Below are 14721 nucleotides of genomic sequence, written 5' to 3' on the forward strand. Positions count from 1 at the left end.
GTCTTTGCTGTTATTGTGTTTTTCGCATAATAAAGCTTAAATGTCTTCCGGCTTGTTTATCTTGACGATAAGAAAAGCCATCGGGACTAAGGAATGTACAGGTTTCATCAATTTGTATTTGATTCACTGGAATACCCGCAAGCTCACATTGCTTTTTGACTGTCTGCTGATTATCAATATGGTATTTTTTCGTTTCTGCATTGTAATACATAAATTCTTCGGCATAACCAAGACTGTGAAATTTTTCATATACATCTGCGTCTACCTCAAATTTCTGCTGACTCAGTGCCATACCGATTTGAACATGAAAGTCCTGAGGTCGACACTGTTCTTCATTCATAAGATGCTGAAACAGTTTGGGTGTTATTTCTTTGACTGTTCCTTGCCATCCCGAATGAATCACACCGACGAGTCCATTCACAGCATTATAAAAAATAACGGGCACGCAATCTGCTGTAAAACTACATAATAGTAAGTTAGGCTCAAGTGTATAAAGCGCGTCTGTATTCTTCACCGCTGTATCCATTTGCGCAGCTCCTCGTCCTTGATCGGCTAATGTGACTTTATGAAAGTTCGCACTATGTGTTTGCTCTGTACAAATAAAATTTTGTAAATCACAGTTCAATGTCGCAGCTAAATGCTGACGATTGTTAATGATAGCTTGAACATCATGGCAACTATGCAAAGCCATATTATTGTGTTCAATCTCCATCTCATCTTTTAAGGTCGTTCCTGCGATAAATTGCTCATTATCTATATACATTTTTATTTTCATTTAATCACCTCGTTTTACTATATAGGATCGCTTGTGGAATGTATAGGTTGCCGTTTTTTACTATTTAGCACTCCTTTACCCGTCTATCAAACTTTTAGACATAAAGAATCGATTTCCTCATATAGTAGAAGGAATGCTAGAGAGGGGGAGAGCGTGAATGTTGAGTGAACAAGACATATTATTAATTTGCCAAGTAGGAATGGGTCTTTTTTGGATTTTTACATATATACTTGTTATTTACAAAGGATGGCAAGATAAAACCTATGGCATGCCTATGGTCGCTATTTGTGCCAATATTTCATGGGAATTTATCTTTGCCTTTTTCTACCCACAAAATGACCTGCAACGCTATATTACGCTGATTTGGTTTGTATTGGATGTCTTTATTTTGATGCAATTTTTACGTTATGCTCCAAATGAATATCGAAAGATGCTATCAAAAAAGCTATTGTATTTCTCCTTTTTGATCACGTTAATCTTTAGCATGCTGATCATTTTAGGTATAGTCTATGAATTTCAAGATTTCGAAGGAAAGTACGTAGCATTCTTTCAAAATCTTATGATGTCAGGACTATTTATTGCTTTACTCTTGCAAAGAGGGAATTTAGCTGGTCAATCCATGGGGATAGCAGTTTGTAAGATGGTGGGTACATTATTTGCAGCGGTTGGATTTTATCTATACTTCCGCACACCTTTAATTACCATTATTTCTGTAGCAACGCTCTTTTATGATTGGCTCTATATTCTCTTAATTTATCGATTACAGCGTAAGCAATTAGCAAAATAGGATATTTTGTGCAGCAATTGATCACTGAATCTATTAGTAATGTATGCCAATTACAAACATATTGCAACTTGATGACAATTCCAATGGGAAAGAATAGCGAGAGAAAGGGCTTTAACTAAACATATGGCGAGCTTGTCATACAATTGTAAAAATCCTTCCAAATATTTTGTGATGATTATGGCTCAGAAACTATTTACGATAATGGTAGAGCAATTAGGAAGGGTGATTAACATGTTTAAAAAAATAAAAAAAGTAGCACTAGCTTCAGTAGTAGCAACTTCATTATTAGTACCAGTTGCGGCAATGGCCGCCGAATCCTATACAGTGACATCTGGCGATACGCTATGGAAAATAGCATTAAAAACAGAAACGGGTGTACAGGAATTAATTGATGCCAACCCACAACTCGCTAACCCAAATCAAATTTCTCCAGGTCAAAAAATTAACGTCCCTGTAAAAGAACAGGCAACAGTTGAACAAGAGGTTGTGAAACTTGTCAATGCAGAACGGGCAAAAGCAGGTCTTCCAGCATTGCAAGAAGATTGGGAGCTATCAAGGGTTGCTAAATATAAGTCGCAAGATATGCAGGATAAAAATTACTTTGACCACACAAGTCCAACGTATGGTACACCTTTTACCATGATGAAAAACTTCGGTATTACGTATAAATCTGCTGGTGAAAATATCGCGAAGGGCCAACGCTCCGCACAGGAAGTTGTAACGGCCTGGATGAACAGTGAAGGACACCGTGCCAATATCCTTAATAAAAGCTACACACATATTGGTGTAGGCTATGTACAGGAAGGTAATTACTGGACACAAATGTTTATTCAAAAATAAAAAAAGAAAGAGTATCTATTGGCTTTTGTGATAGCTAGTAGATGCTCTTTTTCGCGTTAAATTCTAAAGTATACCGTATTGGAAGCGTATATTACTTCTTCTAGAATTAACATCCCCCTAAATCATTAAAAGGTTAATTAAGTACAAGAATACACATCAAACTATCTTTAGATATGTCAGGCTAAGGATAATGTAGCGTGTTTTTGCTATCTTGACAAATAAAAATAACCAAAAAACAACACACTATGAGCAATAGACGAATAAGATGTCTCTGTAGTATGAAGATAGAGGTGGTGTTTATGGTTGAAAAAGAAGTGGTTAGCTACATGTTGCGTTATCTGTATGACGGGTCTCGTAGGTTGTGAAAAAACAGCAGTCCCTGATAACAAGCTAGAACAAGAAATTCAACAACGTGAGGAAATAAAGCAACCTGTTACATATGAACAAGAACAAATGATTGATCCTATTGTAGAGGTTGTTGATCCAACTACGAGTAAGGTACTTAAAACAATATCTCCAAAGGAATTTGGCTTCGATACGGACCCACAAGCCTATCAAAAGCATATCGAACAATTAGCAAGGGAATGGGCAAGAGGAACGGACACATCAAATGGCTATGATCAGCGTATGATGCTTGATCGATTGGATGAAAACGGGCAAGTGATCAAGGGGAAGCCGCAAATCATTTTAAAGGAAAGTGAGCTAGTGGAGCGTATTATCGAAGCTTCTGCGACTGGCGGTCAGGTAGAAATGCCGCTCTATATAACAGAAAGTGGCTATTATTTTGAGGATCTTCCTTTATTAGAGGAAGTGGTTGTTGCATCTTATACAACTTATTTCAATCGTGCTGATTTAGGAAGAAATAAAAATATTGAGCTCTCTGCTAGAGCCATTCATAATGTGATTGTAGGCAGTGGCGATTATTTTTCTTTTAATACAATTGTAGGTCCAAGAGATGAGGCAAATGGCTATCAACCCGCACCTGAAATTATTAATAAGAAGGTAGTCATGGGAATTGGTGGTGGAATCTGTCAAACTTCTTCAACCTTGTTTAATGCAGTAGACCAAATTCCCGTCAAATATGTTGAGCGCCATCATCATTCGTTAGATGTAGGATATGTCCCAAAAGGAAGAGATGCTACGGTTTCTTATGATACGTTAGATTTTAGGTTTCAAAACTCAAATGATGTACCATTTTTAATTAAGGCAAGTTATGGAGAGAATTCTCTAACAATTGAAATTCGAACGGCAGAAAAATATGTAGAATTATTGAAAAAACCATAATGTTGTAAGGAGACACCACTGGACGTTGGTGTCTTTTTTCGGATCGCATGATATAGTTAAATTGATACAATTCAGAAAATTTTAGGGGGAAAAGACAATGCATCCTAAACTACAAGCAACTATTGATTCGATTGATTTATACCAAGCAACTTACCCAGAGGATGCTTGTGTCATCGTGGCAGATACGGAAAAAGTGCTTGCCTACAAACCAGGAAAAAAGGTTGACTTAAAAGTTGGGGTTGGTGACCCAGTACATAAATATCGAGGTACAGCAACAGAAATAGCGTTAAGTTCAGGAAAATTTGTGAAAGAGGAGCGTAGCGCAGAAGGTTTTGGTATGGCCTATATCGCCTCTGCCCAGCCTATTTTTGAAGGAGGACGTATTATTGGCGTAGTAAGTGCCATTATTTCGAACGAAAAAATGGATAGTATGCGTCTATTGGCAACTGAGCTTTCGAGTGCTGTAGAAGAAATGACAGCTACAAATGAAGGATTAGCCACTGCCAGTAAGGATGTATCCAATCGTTTGGAAGAGCTATCTAATTTCGCGGAATCGATGACAGGCGATATTGAACAAATTAATGTGATTGTCCATTTAGTAAAAGATTTAGCTATGAAATCGAGAATTCTTGGTCTAAACGCATCGATAGAAGCAGCACGTTCAGGTGAGCATGGGCGTGGCTTTGCGGTGGTCGCTTCTGAAATACAAAAAATGTCCCAGAGTAGTACAGAAAGTGCTGATAGCATAACTGTGCAACTAGAAAATATTAAACAATCCATCGATCAGGTCAATGCATCAACAAATCAAATTGCTGCGTTTACACAGCAGTTTGCTGCGAGTATGCATGAATTAACAGATGCCTACAAAGGGGTTAATAGTACAGCAGAAAAGCTAATGCAAATTAGTGACATCAAAGGATAGGCATATAAAAAGGATAATAGACAAGTGCTATTATCCTTTTTCATGATTAAATGATCTCTAAAATTTCCTGTGGTGTTGAGACACTGTATTCAGGTTCGTCATTTTGTACGACTTCTTTGGCATCATAGCCCCATTCCACCCAAATAATTGGTATACCGGCTTTCTTACAAGCAACAATATCCCTTTGCTCGTCTCCAATGTATACGACGTTAGACGAGTCGACATTTGCTTCCTTTAAAAACTTTTTCATTACTTTGTCCTTACCAAAAATGCGGTTGGAGCAAAGTACATCTGCTACACAATGAATACCGTTCATTTTAAGAAATTCTAAAATATTCTCTTTAGAGTTTGAGGAAATAATCAGGATTTTATAGCCTCTTTTATCAATCTCTATTAATAGTTCCTTCATTCCTTCAAAAAGATGAACATCATTTAATGATTGACGATACAATTTATAAAATTGCGGTAAAATCATAGGCAACTTATACATTGGAAAGTCGAATAATTTACTGCGTTCTGAAATTGATAATTTTTTTAATGTATCAATTTCCTTTAATTCAATGCCTTTAAATTTATATTTTTGGGCTAAAGTATTCCATGCTGAGGCAAACACAGCAGTAGAATCTGCAAGCGTCCCATCAAAATCAAAGATAATATGCTTCATTGCAAACTTTCTCCTTTTTCATCTCGTTGTATTGACGTTCTATGCTAAAAAAATGTTACATGGAATGGGCATCTAGTATTCTTGAAATAACAACCATTTTGAGCGTACGTAAACATCTTATGGTAAATATTATCAGAAAATACGGCGATTGCAATGAAAATGGTACAACAAAAGGAGGTGTCTCAAAAGTCCATTGAGACACCTCGACATTATTGTGTTTTATGATAGGTACTGGTAATTTTTATAAAAGTTTTTCTGTTTTTTCGCGTGTTCGAATTAAATAAAAGGCATTGATGCAGGCGGCAATCGGAATAATCAATGCAATGCCGATTCCTGCACAAAAAATGGTTGTCATTTCGGCACTAAAAACCTTGGAGTTAACAATTTCCCCAATCGAATAGGAGAGGTCCTTGAACCAGATTAATAAGCTTAAATAGCCACCAAAGAAAGCAAAAAATAACGTATTAGTATCGGTTCCTAATATATCTCTTCCTATGCTTAAGCCAGCTGTAAATAATTTTTTTCTACTAATCGAAGGATTGCGATAAAAAATCTCATGCATGGAGGTAGCGATGGAAATAGCTACATCCATAATGGCACCAATCGTACTCATAATGATGACTGATGCACCAATCTGCACAAAATTAACACCAATGTAGAGAGAAAAGATGCTGATTTCTTCAGTAGATTCTTCGCCAAACCCTTGGATCATCGACTTTTCCGTTACAAAGGTAATAAAGAGTAGTAACACACCTATCGTCACCATCGTCGAGATAAAGGCTGTAATGGTTTTACTGTTTGTTTTATTGATATAGAAAAGACTAATACAGCTAATGACCGTACAGGCAATAAACGTCAAGATGATGGGGCTATTTTTAGGGTTTGTCATTAAAAAAATGGTGACAAAGAGCACACCAAAGTTTAGGAATAAAGAAAGAAATGAGCGTATCCCCTGTCTACCGCCGACAAGTACCATTAACACGCATAATATAACTGCTAATAAGACGACAACATTCATCCTTGAACCCTCTTTCGATTAATGAAAAATATAGCGGTATACTGACTGATAGGAATCGTAAGGACAACACCAATACCCCCTGCTAAGGCACGGGCTAATTCTAAAGAAAGATTTAAGGACAATGTAAGCCCTAATGTGGAAGAATTTTTTAAATAGAGAATAATCATAGGTATGGAGCCGCAAAGGTAGGCAAAGAATAAGATACTTGTAATGGTACCCATAATATCTTTACCGATTTCATGTCCCGAAGATTTCAGAGCCTTGACAGAGATTGTAGGATCTTGCTCGTATAAAGCAAAAATTGAGGAAGCCATTGTAATAGAAACATCCATTACTGCCCCAAGTGAGCCAATAAATAAACCTGCCATAAAGACGGTACGATAGGGACGTGTTAAAAATTGCATTTCTTCATAACGAAGACCATTTTCACCTGTCAACCACATTACAATAGAGCATATGATAAGCGCTATAACAGTGCCTAAAAGTGTGGACACGATGGCTACATATGTTTTTGTATGCAATCCACTAATAAGTAGTAGCGAAATAATCGTAAATAGCAGGGCGCAAATGCCGCTGACTAATAACAGGCTTACGCCCCCATGCTTCACATAAAGATCTAATGCGAATGATAAAATCACAGCATTGACACTCAAACTAATGATAGAAAATAAGCCTTGTCTTTTACCTACAATAAGTAGGGCAAAAATAAAAATCCATGCAATCATTACCATGGTTTGATCTCGTTTTAAATCGAGAATGGTTCCTGTTAAAACAGATTGTGTTGTGCGATCATCTAGCGTGACAAAGATTTCATTGCCTACATGGTATTCTTGATCAAAAGCACCAGACGAAGAATAGTCATTCGTCAAATGAATGGATTGCCCCTTGTGCTGACCATTTTTGATAATGGCCATAATCTCCTGTGTAAACAAAAAATCCTCATTTTCATACATATCTGTCATGGGTTCTGATGCTGTTACATCCACTTGCGTTATTTCCGCTATCGGTCGATCATAAAATTGTTCGTTATGATGTACGAAAACCATCGAAACCCCACAACAGAGTGCTAATAGGGCATAGAAAATAGCTTGTTTAAAAGGTATATTTTTAAAAAATGTCAAGTAAATGACCTCCAAACTGCTAGACTGAATAGTCACTTGTAAAGGAACGTTTTTTTGATTAAGAAGTTCCATAAACAGGTTAAATGTCATCATTTTAATAATATCTTTTACATTTTTCAAGTCGAGTCAGAGCTGTTTAAAATTTATGCTTCGAAAAAAATTTAAAAAGAAGGATGGATAATATAATAAAATAGTGTTATCGTAAGACTAGCTAAATAAAAATATTCTTCGGGGTAGGGTGAAATTCCCAATCGGCGGTGATGAAGCAATTCAAAGTCCGTGAGCGCAAGCTGATTTGGTGCAAATCCAAAACCGACAGTTACAGTCTGGATGGGAGAAGGGTAAAAATGCTAACTTTTTAAATTGATACTAATTTAGAAGGTTTATTTGACTATGCATTTATTACAAAACTTCCCAATCATCTTGTGGGAAGTTTTTTTATTTAGCTACAATCGAATAGAAGATGTTCTTCGGGGTAGGGTGAAATTCCCAATCGGCGGTGATGAAGCAATTCAAAGTCCGTGAGCGCAAGCTGATTTGGTGCAAATCCAAAACCGACAGTGATAGTCTGGATGGGAGAAGAACGAGTGAGATGACTGTCTATGAAAAAATTGTTTTCAAATAGGCTTATTTGTTGATGTCTTATACTCCCAAAACCCCTTTGATGTAAAGGGGTTTTTATTTTTTATTGCTAACGAGAGAAGGGAGAAGGATAAGGCACAAAAACAGGTGGATCAACTTTAAAAGTAAAGGATAGAAGTGCTAATAAAGTAGAGTAGGTGATGGAATGTTTACAGGACTTGTAGAGGATATTGGTATCATAAAAGCCGTGCAAAGCGATCGGGACAGTATGGAAATTACGGTTCAATCAGCTAAGATAACGGAGGATGTCAAGCTTGGTGACAGTATAGCGGTCAATGGAGTTTGTTTAACAGTGACAAATTTCACACAACAGCAGCTTACGATGGATGTTATGCCTGAAACAGTCAAAGCAACAAATCTACAGCAGCTGGCAATAGGCGATTCTGTTAATTTGGAGCGTGCCATGCCTGCTAATGGACGATTTGGTGGCCATTTTGTTGCTGGTCATGTTGATGGAGTCGGCAAAATTTTGCGAAAACGTCCAGTAGCAAACGCCGTTTATATTGATATCGAAATGTCAGAGGAACTAACCAACTTTTGTATTCCAAAGGGTTCCATAACAATTGATGGCACAAGCTTAACCCTTTTTCATGTTGAAGCCAAGAGTGTCACAATTTCACTTATTCCTCATACTTACAAAGAAACCGTTTTAGGTATGAAGAGGGTTGGAGCAATCGTTAATATCGAAACTGATTTAGTTGGAAAATACATTATAGGGCAATTAAAAAAGGGGCAAACAACGCCAGCTATTACAAGAGATTATTTAGCACAACATGGTTTTTAAATCACAGAATAGGAGTTGATCATCGTGCTACATTCAATTGAAGAAGCCATAGAGGATTTAAGGCAGGGCAATATGATTGTGGTGGTTGATGATGAGGATCGAGAAAATGAAGGAGATCTTCTGGCACTCGCTGAATTCATCACACCAGCAACAATCAACTTTATGGCAACCAATGGTAGAGGTTTAATTTGTACGCCGATTTCGCAGCAGCTTGCACAAAAGCTAGATTTATATCCAATGGTTCAGCACAATACAGATAACCATCAAACCGCATTTACGGTAAGTATCGATCATGTAGAAACAACGACAGGGATTAGCGCCTTTGAGCGTGCGCTAACGATACAAAGAATGATAGAAAAGCAAGCTAAGCCAACTGATTTTCGTCGACCAGGCCATATTTTTCCGTTGATTGCGAAAGAGCAAGGAGTGCTGGAACGGAGAGGGCACACGGAGGCCACTATTGATCTAGCGAAGCTTTGTCATAGCGTACCTGCAGGTGTTATTTGCGAAATTATGGGTGATGATGGGCACATGCTTCGGTTTGAAGAACTAACAAATTACGCTGCACATCATGGCTTAAAAATGATCTCGATAGAAGCATTGGTTGCTTATCGTAAACAATTATCCACTAATAAAACTAAAATTTCTATGTAAAAAGGAGAAGGAACAATGGGTCAAACATTTGAAGCACAATTAATTGGAACGGATTTGAAAATTGCAGTAGTAGTGGGTCGTTTTAATGAGTTCATTACTAGCAAATTATTGGATGGGGCAATGGATGGTTTAACTCGTCATGGGGTTGATTCTGCATCTATTGATGTTGCATGGGTGCCAGGAGCTTTTGAAGTTCCTTTTATAGCGAAACAACTGGCAGAAACCAAGAAATATGATGCTATTATTGGTTTAGGTACTGTTATTCGTGGCTCTACAACACACTATGACTATGTTTGTAATGAATCGGCAAAAGGCATTGCCAATGTGTCATTGTCAACGAATGTACCTGTTATTTTTGGAATTGTTACTACCGAAAATATTGAACAGGCAATTGAACGTGCAGGAACGAAATCTGGTAATAAAGGCTATGATGCTGCAATGTCTGCAATTGAGATGGCAAATCTAAAGAAAATGATTGGATCAGGACAATTTGAATAGTCTTCAAACATTTGTTTCTTTGAATATTTTGAACAACCATGGGAAAAATATGCTTAAGTGTATTTATTGAAGGTGATTGTTTCATAAATGTACTAATCTTGAGCTGGCTCAGTAGGAGATGAGAAGTATTTCATCAATAGAACAAATTAATTTGAAAATGTTGAAATCACTATTTCAACGCTCTGCTGATGTGATTTTCCAACAATATAATTTTCAGCAATATACAGTACATTTGATAACTTGTGATGCAATGGTCAATGAGCAAATACTTCAAACTGTGGTTGTTCAACGTGTTCAATCTTTGTTAAGCAATGTCACTGAGGACATGCTAGAGGAAGAAATTGAACAGCATTTACACATTCCCTATTTACAAAAGATTTTATCGAAAGAGGATGCGGTAACTAGGGTCTATAAAGGCCATGTTTTACTGTATTTTGAAGAAAATCAATTACTTTATTCTAGTGATATTTCAAAAAGACCCAATCGAGAGCCTGGGGAAACAACATTAGAACTAGTAGTAAAGGGACCTAGAGATGACTTTATTGAAGATGTTTTTACTAATATTGCTTTATTAAGAAAACGATTACCGACTAATTCTTTTAGTGTAGAGACATTAGAAATTGGTAAGCGTTCTAAAACAACCGTAGCCATACTATATATGGAAGACATTGTGAATTTAAATATGCTAGAACAAATTCGACTTCAATTACAAAAAATTGATACGGATATTGTTATCAATGGCGACTTATTAATGGAAAAAATTGAAAAGACAGCGACAATTCTTCCAAGACATGATTATACAGGAAGACCTGATTTTGCTATGCAGGCGTTAATTAGAGGAAGAATACTCTTAATGATTGATGGTGTGTCCTATGCCATAATTACACCTACAAATATTATGTTGCTCTTTAAATCGGCAGAGGATAATGAGTACCCACTCATTGTTAGCTCGATGGAACGATTACTCAGAATTGTCGGTATATTAATAAGTATGCTACTGCCAGGTTTTTGGCTTGCATTGACGACTTATCATCAAGAGCAGCTTCCGTTTCTTCTACTTGCTACGGTTGTAGAATCGAGGTCAGGATTGCCCTTTCCAACCATTCTAGAAATTTTAATGATGCTATTTATGTTTGAATTGTTTCGAGAGGCTAACTTGCGCCTTCCTAGTGCAATCAGTGGCTCAGTTAGTGTGGTAGGAGGACTAATTATTGGGGATGCAGCGATTAAAGCAGGTGTTACAAGCCCCTCAATGATAGTTGTGATTGCCATTTCTAGTATCGCTGCATTTACATTGGTCAATCAATCCTTTGTGACGGCTATGAGTATTTTTCGATTAATCATTATTATGGCTTCGGCGTTTTTTGGATTATTTGGTTTTTTTATATCCGTGTTTTTCATCCTTTTATACACTGCGAATATGAGAGTCTTGGGAGTGCCATACGTAAACTTTAGTGCCGATTTTGAAAAGGGCAATATACGTAAGTCCTTATTGCGACTATCTCCAAAGGGCTATAGTAAACGACCTACCTTTCTAAAGCCGCAAGATCAAACACGGACTTCAAGTAAAAAATAAGCATATTGTGATGAGATCAGGTATTGTCGATACCTGATCTTTTTTTGATACCTTTGCTTTAGTGGTTTTTTCAATTTTCCATTTAAATAGGAAATGAGACATAAAAAGTTATTACTTTTCTTTTTAGTTTACTTTCTTGTCAAGGATTATTAAACTATTTGTTACAGTGTGTAATTTTGGGTATGAATAAAATAAAAATTGATTTTGTGTTTTAATTTATGTAGGATATACAAGCAATGTTTGCTTTACAAACAAAAAATAGAGTTAATTATAATATAATAATATTCTAGAATATTTATAGATGAGGAAGTACCGTTTTTTATGAAAAATAGAAAAATAAAACTAATATTAATTCTATCAACGATTTTATTATGTTTGTTTACAAGTTTAAACATCTTTACATCCTATGTAAAAATAAAAAAGACCGTTGAAGAGTCGATTGCCAATCAAAGCTTAGAGGCAGCCCATTCTATTGCTGCATCCATAGATACGGATGCCTATCAGCAATTTTTAAATAATCCACAGGAAAATGATTATTATTGGAAAGTAAGAAATTATTTAAACGATGCAAGGATAAAATTAGGTGCACTATTTGTTTACACCTTAAAGGTGGATAATCCTGAAGTATCTATAGCCATGATTACAGGGATGCCAAAAGAAATGAAAGAGGGCTTCGGTATTGGCGTGGTTTGTACTGTCCCTGCAAAGCATGTTGAAAAGGCCTATAATGGTGAAACCTATGTTACAGAGGTAATTCATGATTCTGAACATGGGTCTTATTTATCTGTTGGTGCACCCATCAAAGATGATAATGGAACAATTATCGGGTATTTAGGCATTGACATTAGTGCAGATACGCTAAATGGTATTAAGGGTAAAGTCATTGAAGACAACCTATTTAATTTTATTTTTAATGGTGTACTTATTTTAATTGTCATCGGTTCTTTTTTATTTTTACAAAGATGGTATCAAAAAGAGGTAGCGAAGGAAGTTGGCGCTACAGAGGACACATATCTAGCAGAGATCAAAACATTGATTACTTCGGTGTCGTCCCTACGTCATGATTTTACGAACCATATCCAAGTGTTACATGGTTTATTACAATTAGAAAAAACAGATCAGGCGAGACAATATTTATCCTCACTATCAAAAGAAGTTCAGGCGATCAAGTCATTAAAATTAAATATTGATCATCCAGGTTTGTCCATCTTATTGCAAACGAAGAAATTAACGGCTCAAAATCATCATATTGATATGGATTTTACGCTTTCTCAAAATGACTTTAATAAGATTAAAACGACAGATTTAATCAAGATTCTATCCAATTTAATTGATAATGCGATTGATGCTGCTGTTGAATTACCTGAGGAACAACGTAAGATTAAGATTTGCTGTACAGCAGATGAATCTCAGTATGAATTTAAAATTACCAATACTGGGCCAAATATTGCGAATCCTGATCACATATTCAAACAAGGATTTTCAACGAAAAAACATGAGAATGGTAGACTAAGAGGACAAGGTTTATTTATTGTCAAAGAAATTGTCACTAAATATAATGGTCATATTTCAATTGATTCATCAAAACATTTAGAAACGACTGCTATTGTCAGAATTCCAATAAAATAACAGAAAAAAGCTTCCTACAAAAAGTTGTGGGGAGCTTTTTTCTATGTACAGCACATACATTACAAAGTAGAAAGTGATATGATGAAGGAGATGAAGAAAATGGAAAAGGGTCTCCTAGCGTTATTGAGAAAAGGTGGGCTAACTTTATATGCAAGACACGGAACAGCAACTATTGGTGTAGATCAAGCATATGGTACATTTCAAAGTTGTCAAAATCAACGGAATTTATCCGATCAAGGTCTTAGGGAGGCAATTTATTATGGTCAAATGCTACGCTATTGGCAAATTCCCATCCTTTCCACCATCACTACCAGTCCTTTTTGTCGGACCATTAAAACAGCACGTTTGGCATTTCCAAACAGCAATCTCCAAATTGACCCCTTCTTGTTTGAAATCTTTATGTTAGGTGGCAATCTTCCTACAGTAGTGCAAAGCAGTATATTAACGATTTCTACATCGATGCTGGAAATCATTCCACCTGAGGGCATAAACAACATAATCATTGGGCATAGCTTTCCAAGAAATGTGGGGCTGGGCATCATTTCGAATATGGGGACGGTTGTCATAAAACCTAAAGGTCAAGGACATGGTTATGAGATTGTGAGAAAACTAACCTTAGAAAATCTAGCAGCATTAGATTCCATTTGAAAAGAGGGGATTGTATGAAGATTAAAACAGTTGCACAATGTACATTAGATGAAGTATTGAAAGCATGGAACAAAGGCTTTGAAGGTTATTTTATTGAAATTAATATGACAGCAGAAATGTTTTTACAGCGACTAGTGGGGGAGGGCTTATCTCCTGAGCATTCTATTGTCGTTTTTGATCAAGAGGAACCGATTGCCATTGTGATGAATGGCTTTCGTACCATCGATGGCCAAAAAACAGCTTGGAATGGTGGGACTGGTATTTCTCCAGCATATCGTGGTAAGGGTGTCTCGCGCCTATTAATGGAGGAAACCCTAGCTATCTATAAGCGAGAAAATGTAGAATTGGGTACGTTAGAAGCCATTAAGGAAAATCAGGTAGCCATTGCCTTGTATGAAAAATATGGCTATGTGGTTGCCAATCAATTACTATTTTTAAGCGGCGAGTATGAAGCCAAGGTAACATCTACAGTAGCCCTTCATATAGCGACCATTCGCCCAGAGCAGCTAGCACATCTATCATTCTATCGGGAAAATGTTCCTTGGCAGTGTAACTGGCAGAGCGTGAAGCATGGGGAAGCAAAGGTGTTTTATAATGATAACCATGAACCACTTGGCTATATGCTATACAAAACATTGTGGAATGAATATGGTGAGGTGGAGCGTATTCTACTTTATCAAATGGTAATACTAGAGGAAAGTAATGTAGAGTTAATAACACAGTTTTTAGCAAGTATTACAACACATAAAGTCCATTTGACGACAGTGAATTTCTTAGCGAGCAATCCAGCAACGAGCTATTTGTTAAAGCATGGATTAAAGGTGACAACAGAGCAGGTACAGATGACAAAGCTACTATAAGCCAGGCTATCGTTCAGTA

General features: G+C 36.6%; 15 protein-coding genes and 2 riboswitches. Of the genes, 11 read left to right on the forward strand and 4 right to left on the reverse strand.

Annotation, left to right across the window (positions count from 1 at the left end; genetic code table 11):
* Positions 1–10: 10 nt before the first annotated feature.
* Positions 11–775, reverse strand: coding sequence for a peptidoglycan editing factor PgeF (pgeF, locus tag AC1RFD_RS02405; RefSeq protein ID WP_492474454.1), 765 nt, complete (start codon positions 773–775; stop codon positions 11–13).
* A gap of 157 nt (positions 776–932) precedes the next feature.
* Between pgeF and AC1RFD_RS02410 the strand changes: the two genes are divergently transcribed.
* From AC1RFD_RS02410 to AC1RFD_RS02425, 4 genes are all read left to right on the forward strand, one after another.
* Positions 933–1562 carry a transmembrane-type terpene cyclase gene (locus tag AC1RFD_RS02410; protein ID WP_016995451.1) on the forward strand — a complete coding sequence of 210 codons (630 nt, stop codon included), beginning with the start codon at positions 933–935 and terminating at the stop codon, positions 1560–1562.
* Positions 1563–1793: 231 nt separating this feature from the next.
* Positions 1794–2402: a CAP domain-containing protein gene (locus AC1RFD_RS02415; RefSeq protein WP_112117691.1), complete on the forward strand. Its 609-nt coding sequence runs from the start codon at positions 1794–1796 to the stop codon at positions 2400–2402.
* A gap of 303 nt (positions 2403–2705) precedes the next feature.
* Positions 2706–3686 (forward strand): VanW family protein, encoded by a 981-nt coding sequence (locus AC1RFD_RS02420; protein WP_054550736.1) that lies wholly within the window; start codon positions 2706–2708, stop codon positions 3684–3686.
* A 97-nt stretch (positions 3687–3783) separates the two neighbouring features.
* Positions 3784–4608: a methyl-accepting chemotaxis protein gene (locus AC1RFD_RS02425; protein ID WP_048389914.1), complete on the forward strand. Its 825-nt coding sequence runs from the start codon at positions 3784–3786 to the stop codon at positions 4606–4608.
* A 46-nt stretch (positions 4609–4654) separates the two neighbouring features.
* Here the strand turns inward: AC1RFD_RS02425 and AC1RFD_RS02430 are convergent, their stop codons facing one another.
* From AC1RFD_RS02430 to AC1RFD_RS02440, 3 genes are all read right to left on the reverse strand, one after another.
* Complete coding sequence (locus tag AC1RFD_RS02430) at positions 4655–5272, reverse strand: HAD-IA family hydrolase (protein ID WP_048389915.1); 618 nt, start codon at positions 5270–5272, stop codon at positions 4655–4657.
* Between the two features lie 241 nt (positions 5273–5513).
* The gene (locus tag AC1RFD_RS02435) at positions 5514–6290 is read right to left on the reverse strand and encodes a YibE/F family protein (protein ID WP_492474455.1); all 777 of its coding nucleotides are present in this window, start codon (positions 6288–6290) and stop codon (positions 5514–5516) included.
* Positions 6287–7411 (reverse strand): YibE/F family protein, encoded by a 1125-nt coding sequence (locus AC1RFD_RS02440; protein WP_492474456.1) that lies wholly within the window; start codon positions 7409–7411, stop codon positions 6287–6289. Before AC1RFD_RS02440 ends, AC1RFD_RS02435 begins: the two co-directional genes overlap by 4 nt.
* Before the next feature lie 220 nt (positions 7412–7631).
* Positions 7632–7757: riboswitch (FMN riboswitch) on the forward strand.
* A gap of 116 nt (positions 7758–7873) precedes the next feature.
* Positions 7874–7999, forward strand: a riboswitch (FMN riboswitch).
* Between the two features lie 199 nt (positions 8000–8198).
* Here AC1RFD_RS02440 and ribE point away from each other — a divergent pair.
* The 7 genes from ribE to AC1RFD_RS02475 all read left to right on the forward strand — a co-directional run bounded on the left by ribE (position 8199) and on the right by AC1RFD_RS02475 (position 14702).
* Positions 8199–8837, forward strand: a complete 639-nt coding sequence (ribE, locus tag AC1RFD_RS02445; protein ID WP_103117738.1) for a riboflavin synthase — start codon at positions 8199–8201, stop codon at positions 8835–8837.
* Between the two features lie 24 nt (positions 8838–8861).
* Positions 8862–9491, forward strand: a complete 630-nt coding sequence (gene ribB, locus AC1RFD_RS02450; protein WP_048390479.1) for a 3,4-dihydroxy-2-butanone-4-phosphate synthase — start codon at positions 8862–8864, stop codon at positions 9489–9491.
* Positions 9492–9506: 15 nt separating this feature from the next.
* Positions 9507–9989, forward strand: a complete 483-nt coding sequence (ribH, locus tag AC1RFD_RS02455; protein ID WP_048389922.1) for a 6,7-dimethyl-8-ribityllumazine synthase — start codon at positions 9507–9509, stop codon at positions 9987–9989.
* Positions 9990–10107: 118 nt separating this feature from the next.
* A complete protein-coding gene (locus tag AC1RFD_RS02460) occupies positions 10108–11565 on the forward strand; it encodes a spore germination protein (RefSeq protein WP_492474457.1) in 1458 nt (485 codons plus the stop codon).
* Between the two features lie 321 nt (positions 11566–11886).
* On the forward strand, positions 11887–13194 hold the full coding sequence (locus AC1RFD_RS02465; protein ID WP_103117740.1) for an ATP-binding protein: 1308 nt from the start codon (positions 11887–11889) through the stop codon (positions 13192–13194).
* A 99-nt stretch (positions 13195–13293) separates the two neighbouring features.
* Positions 13294–13842: a histidine phosphatase family protein gene (locus AC1RFD_RS02470; RefSeq protein WP_492474458.1), complete on the forward strand. Its 549-nt coding sequence runs from the start codon at positions 13294–13296 to the stop codon at positions 13840–13842.
* Positions 13843–13856: 14 nt separating this feature from the next.
* The gene (locus tag AC1RFD_RS02475) at positions 13857–14702 is read left to right on the forward strand and encodes a GNAT family N-acetyltransferase (RefSeq protein ID WP_492474459.1); all 846 of its coding nucleotides are present in this window, start codon (positions 13857–13859) and stop codon (positions 14700–14702) included.
* Positions 14703–14721: the final 19 nt, after the last annotated feature.

The sequence above is a fragment of the Lysinibacillus sp. GW823-FHT02G10 genome (genome assembly GCF_058797135.1).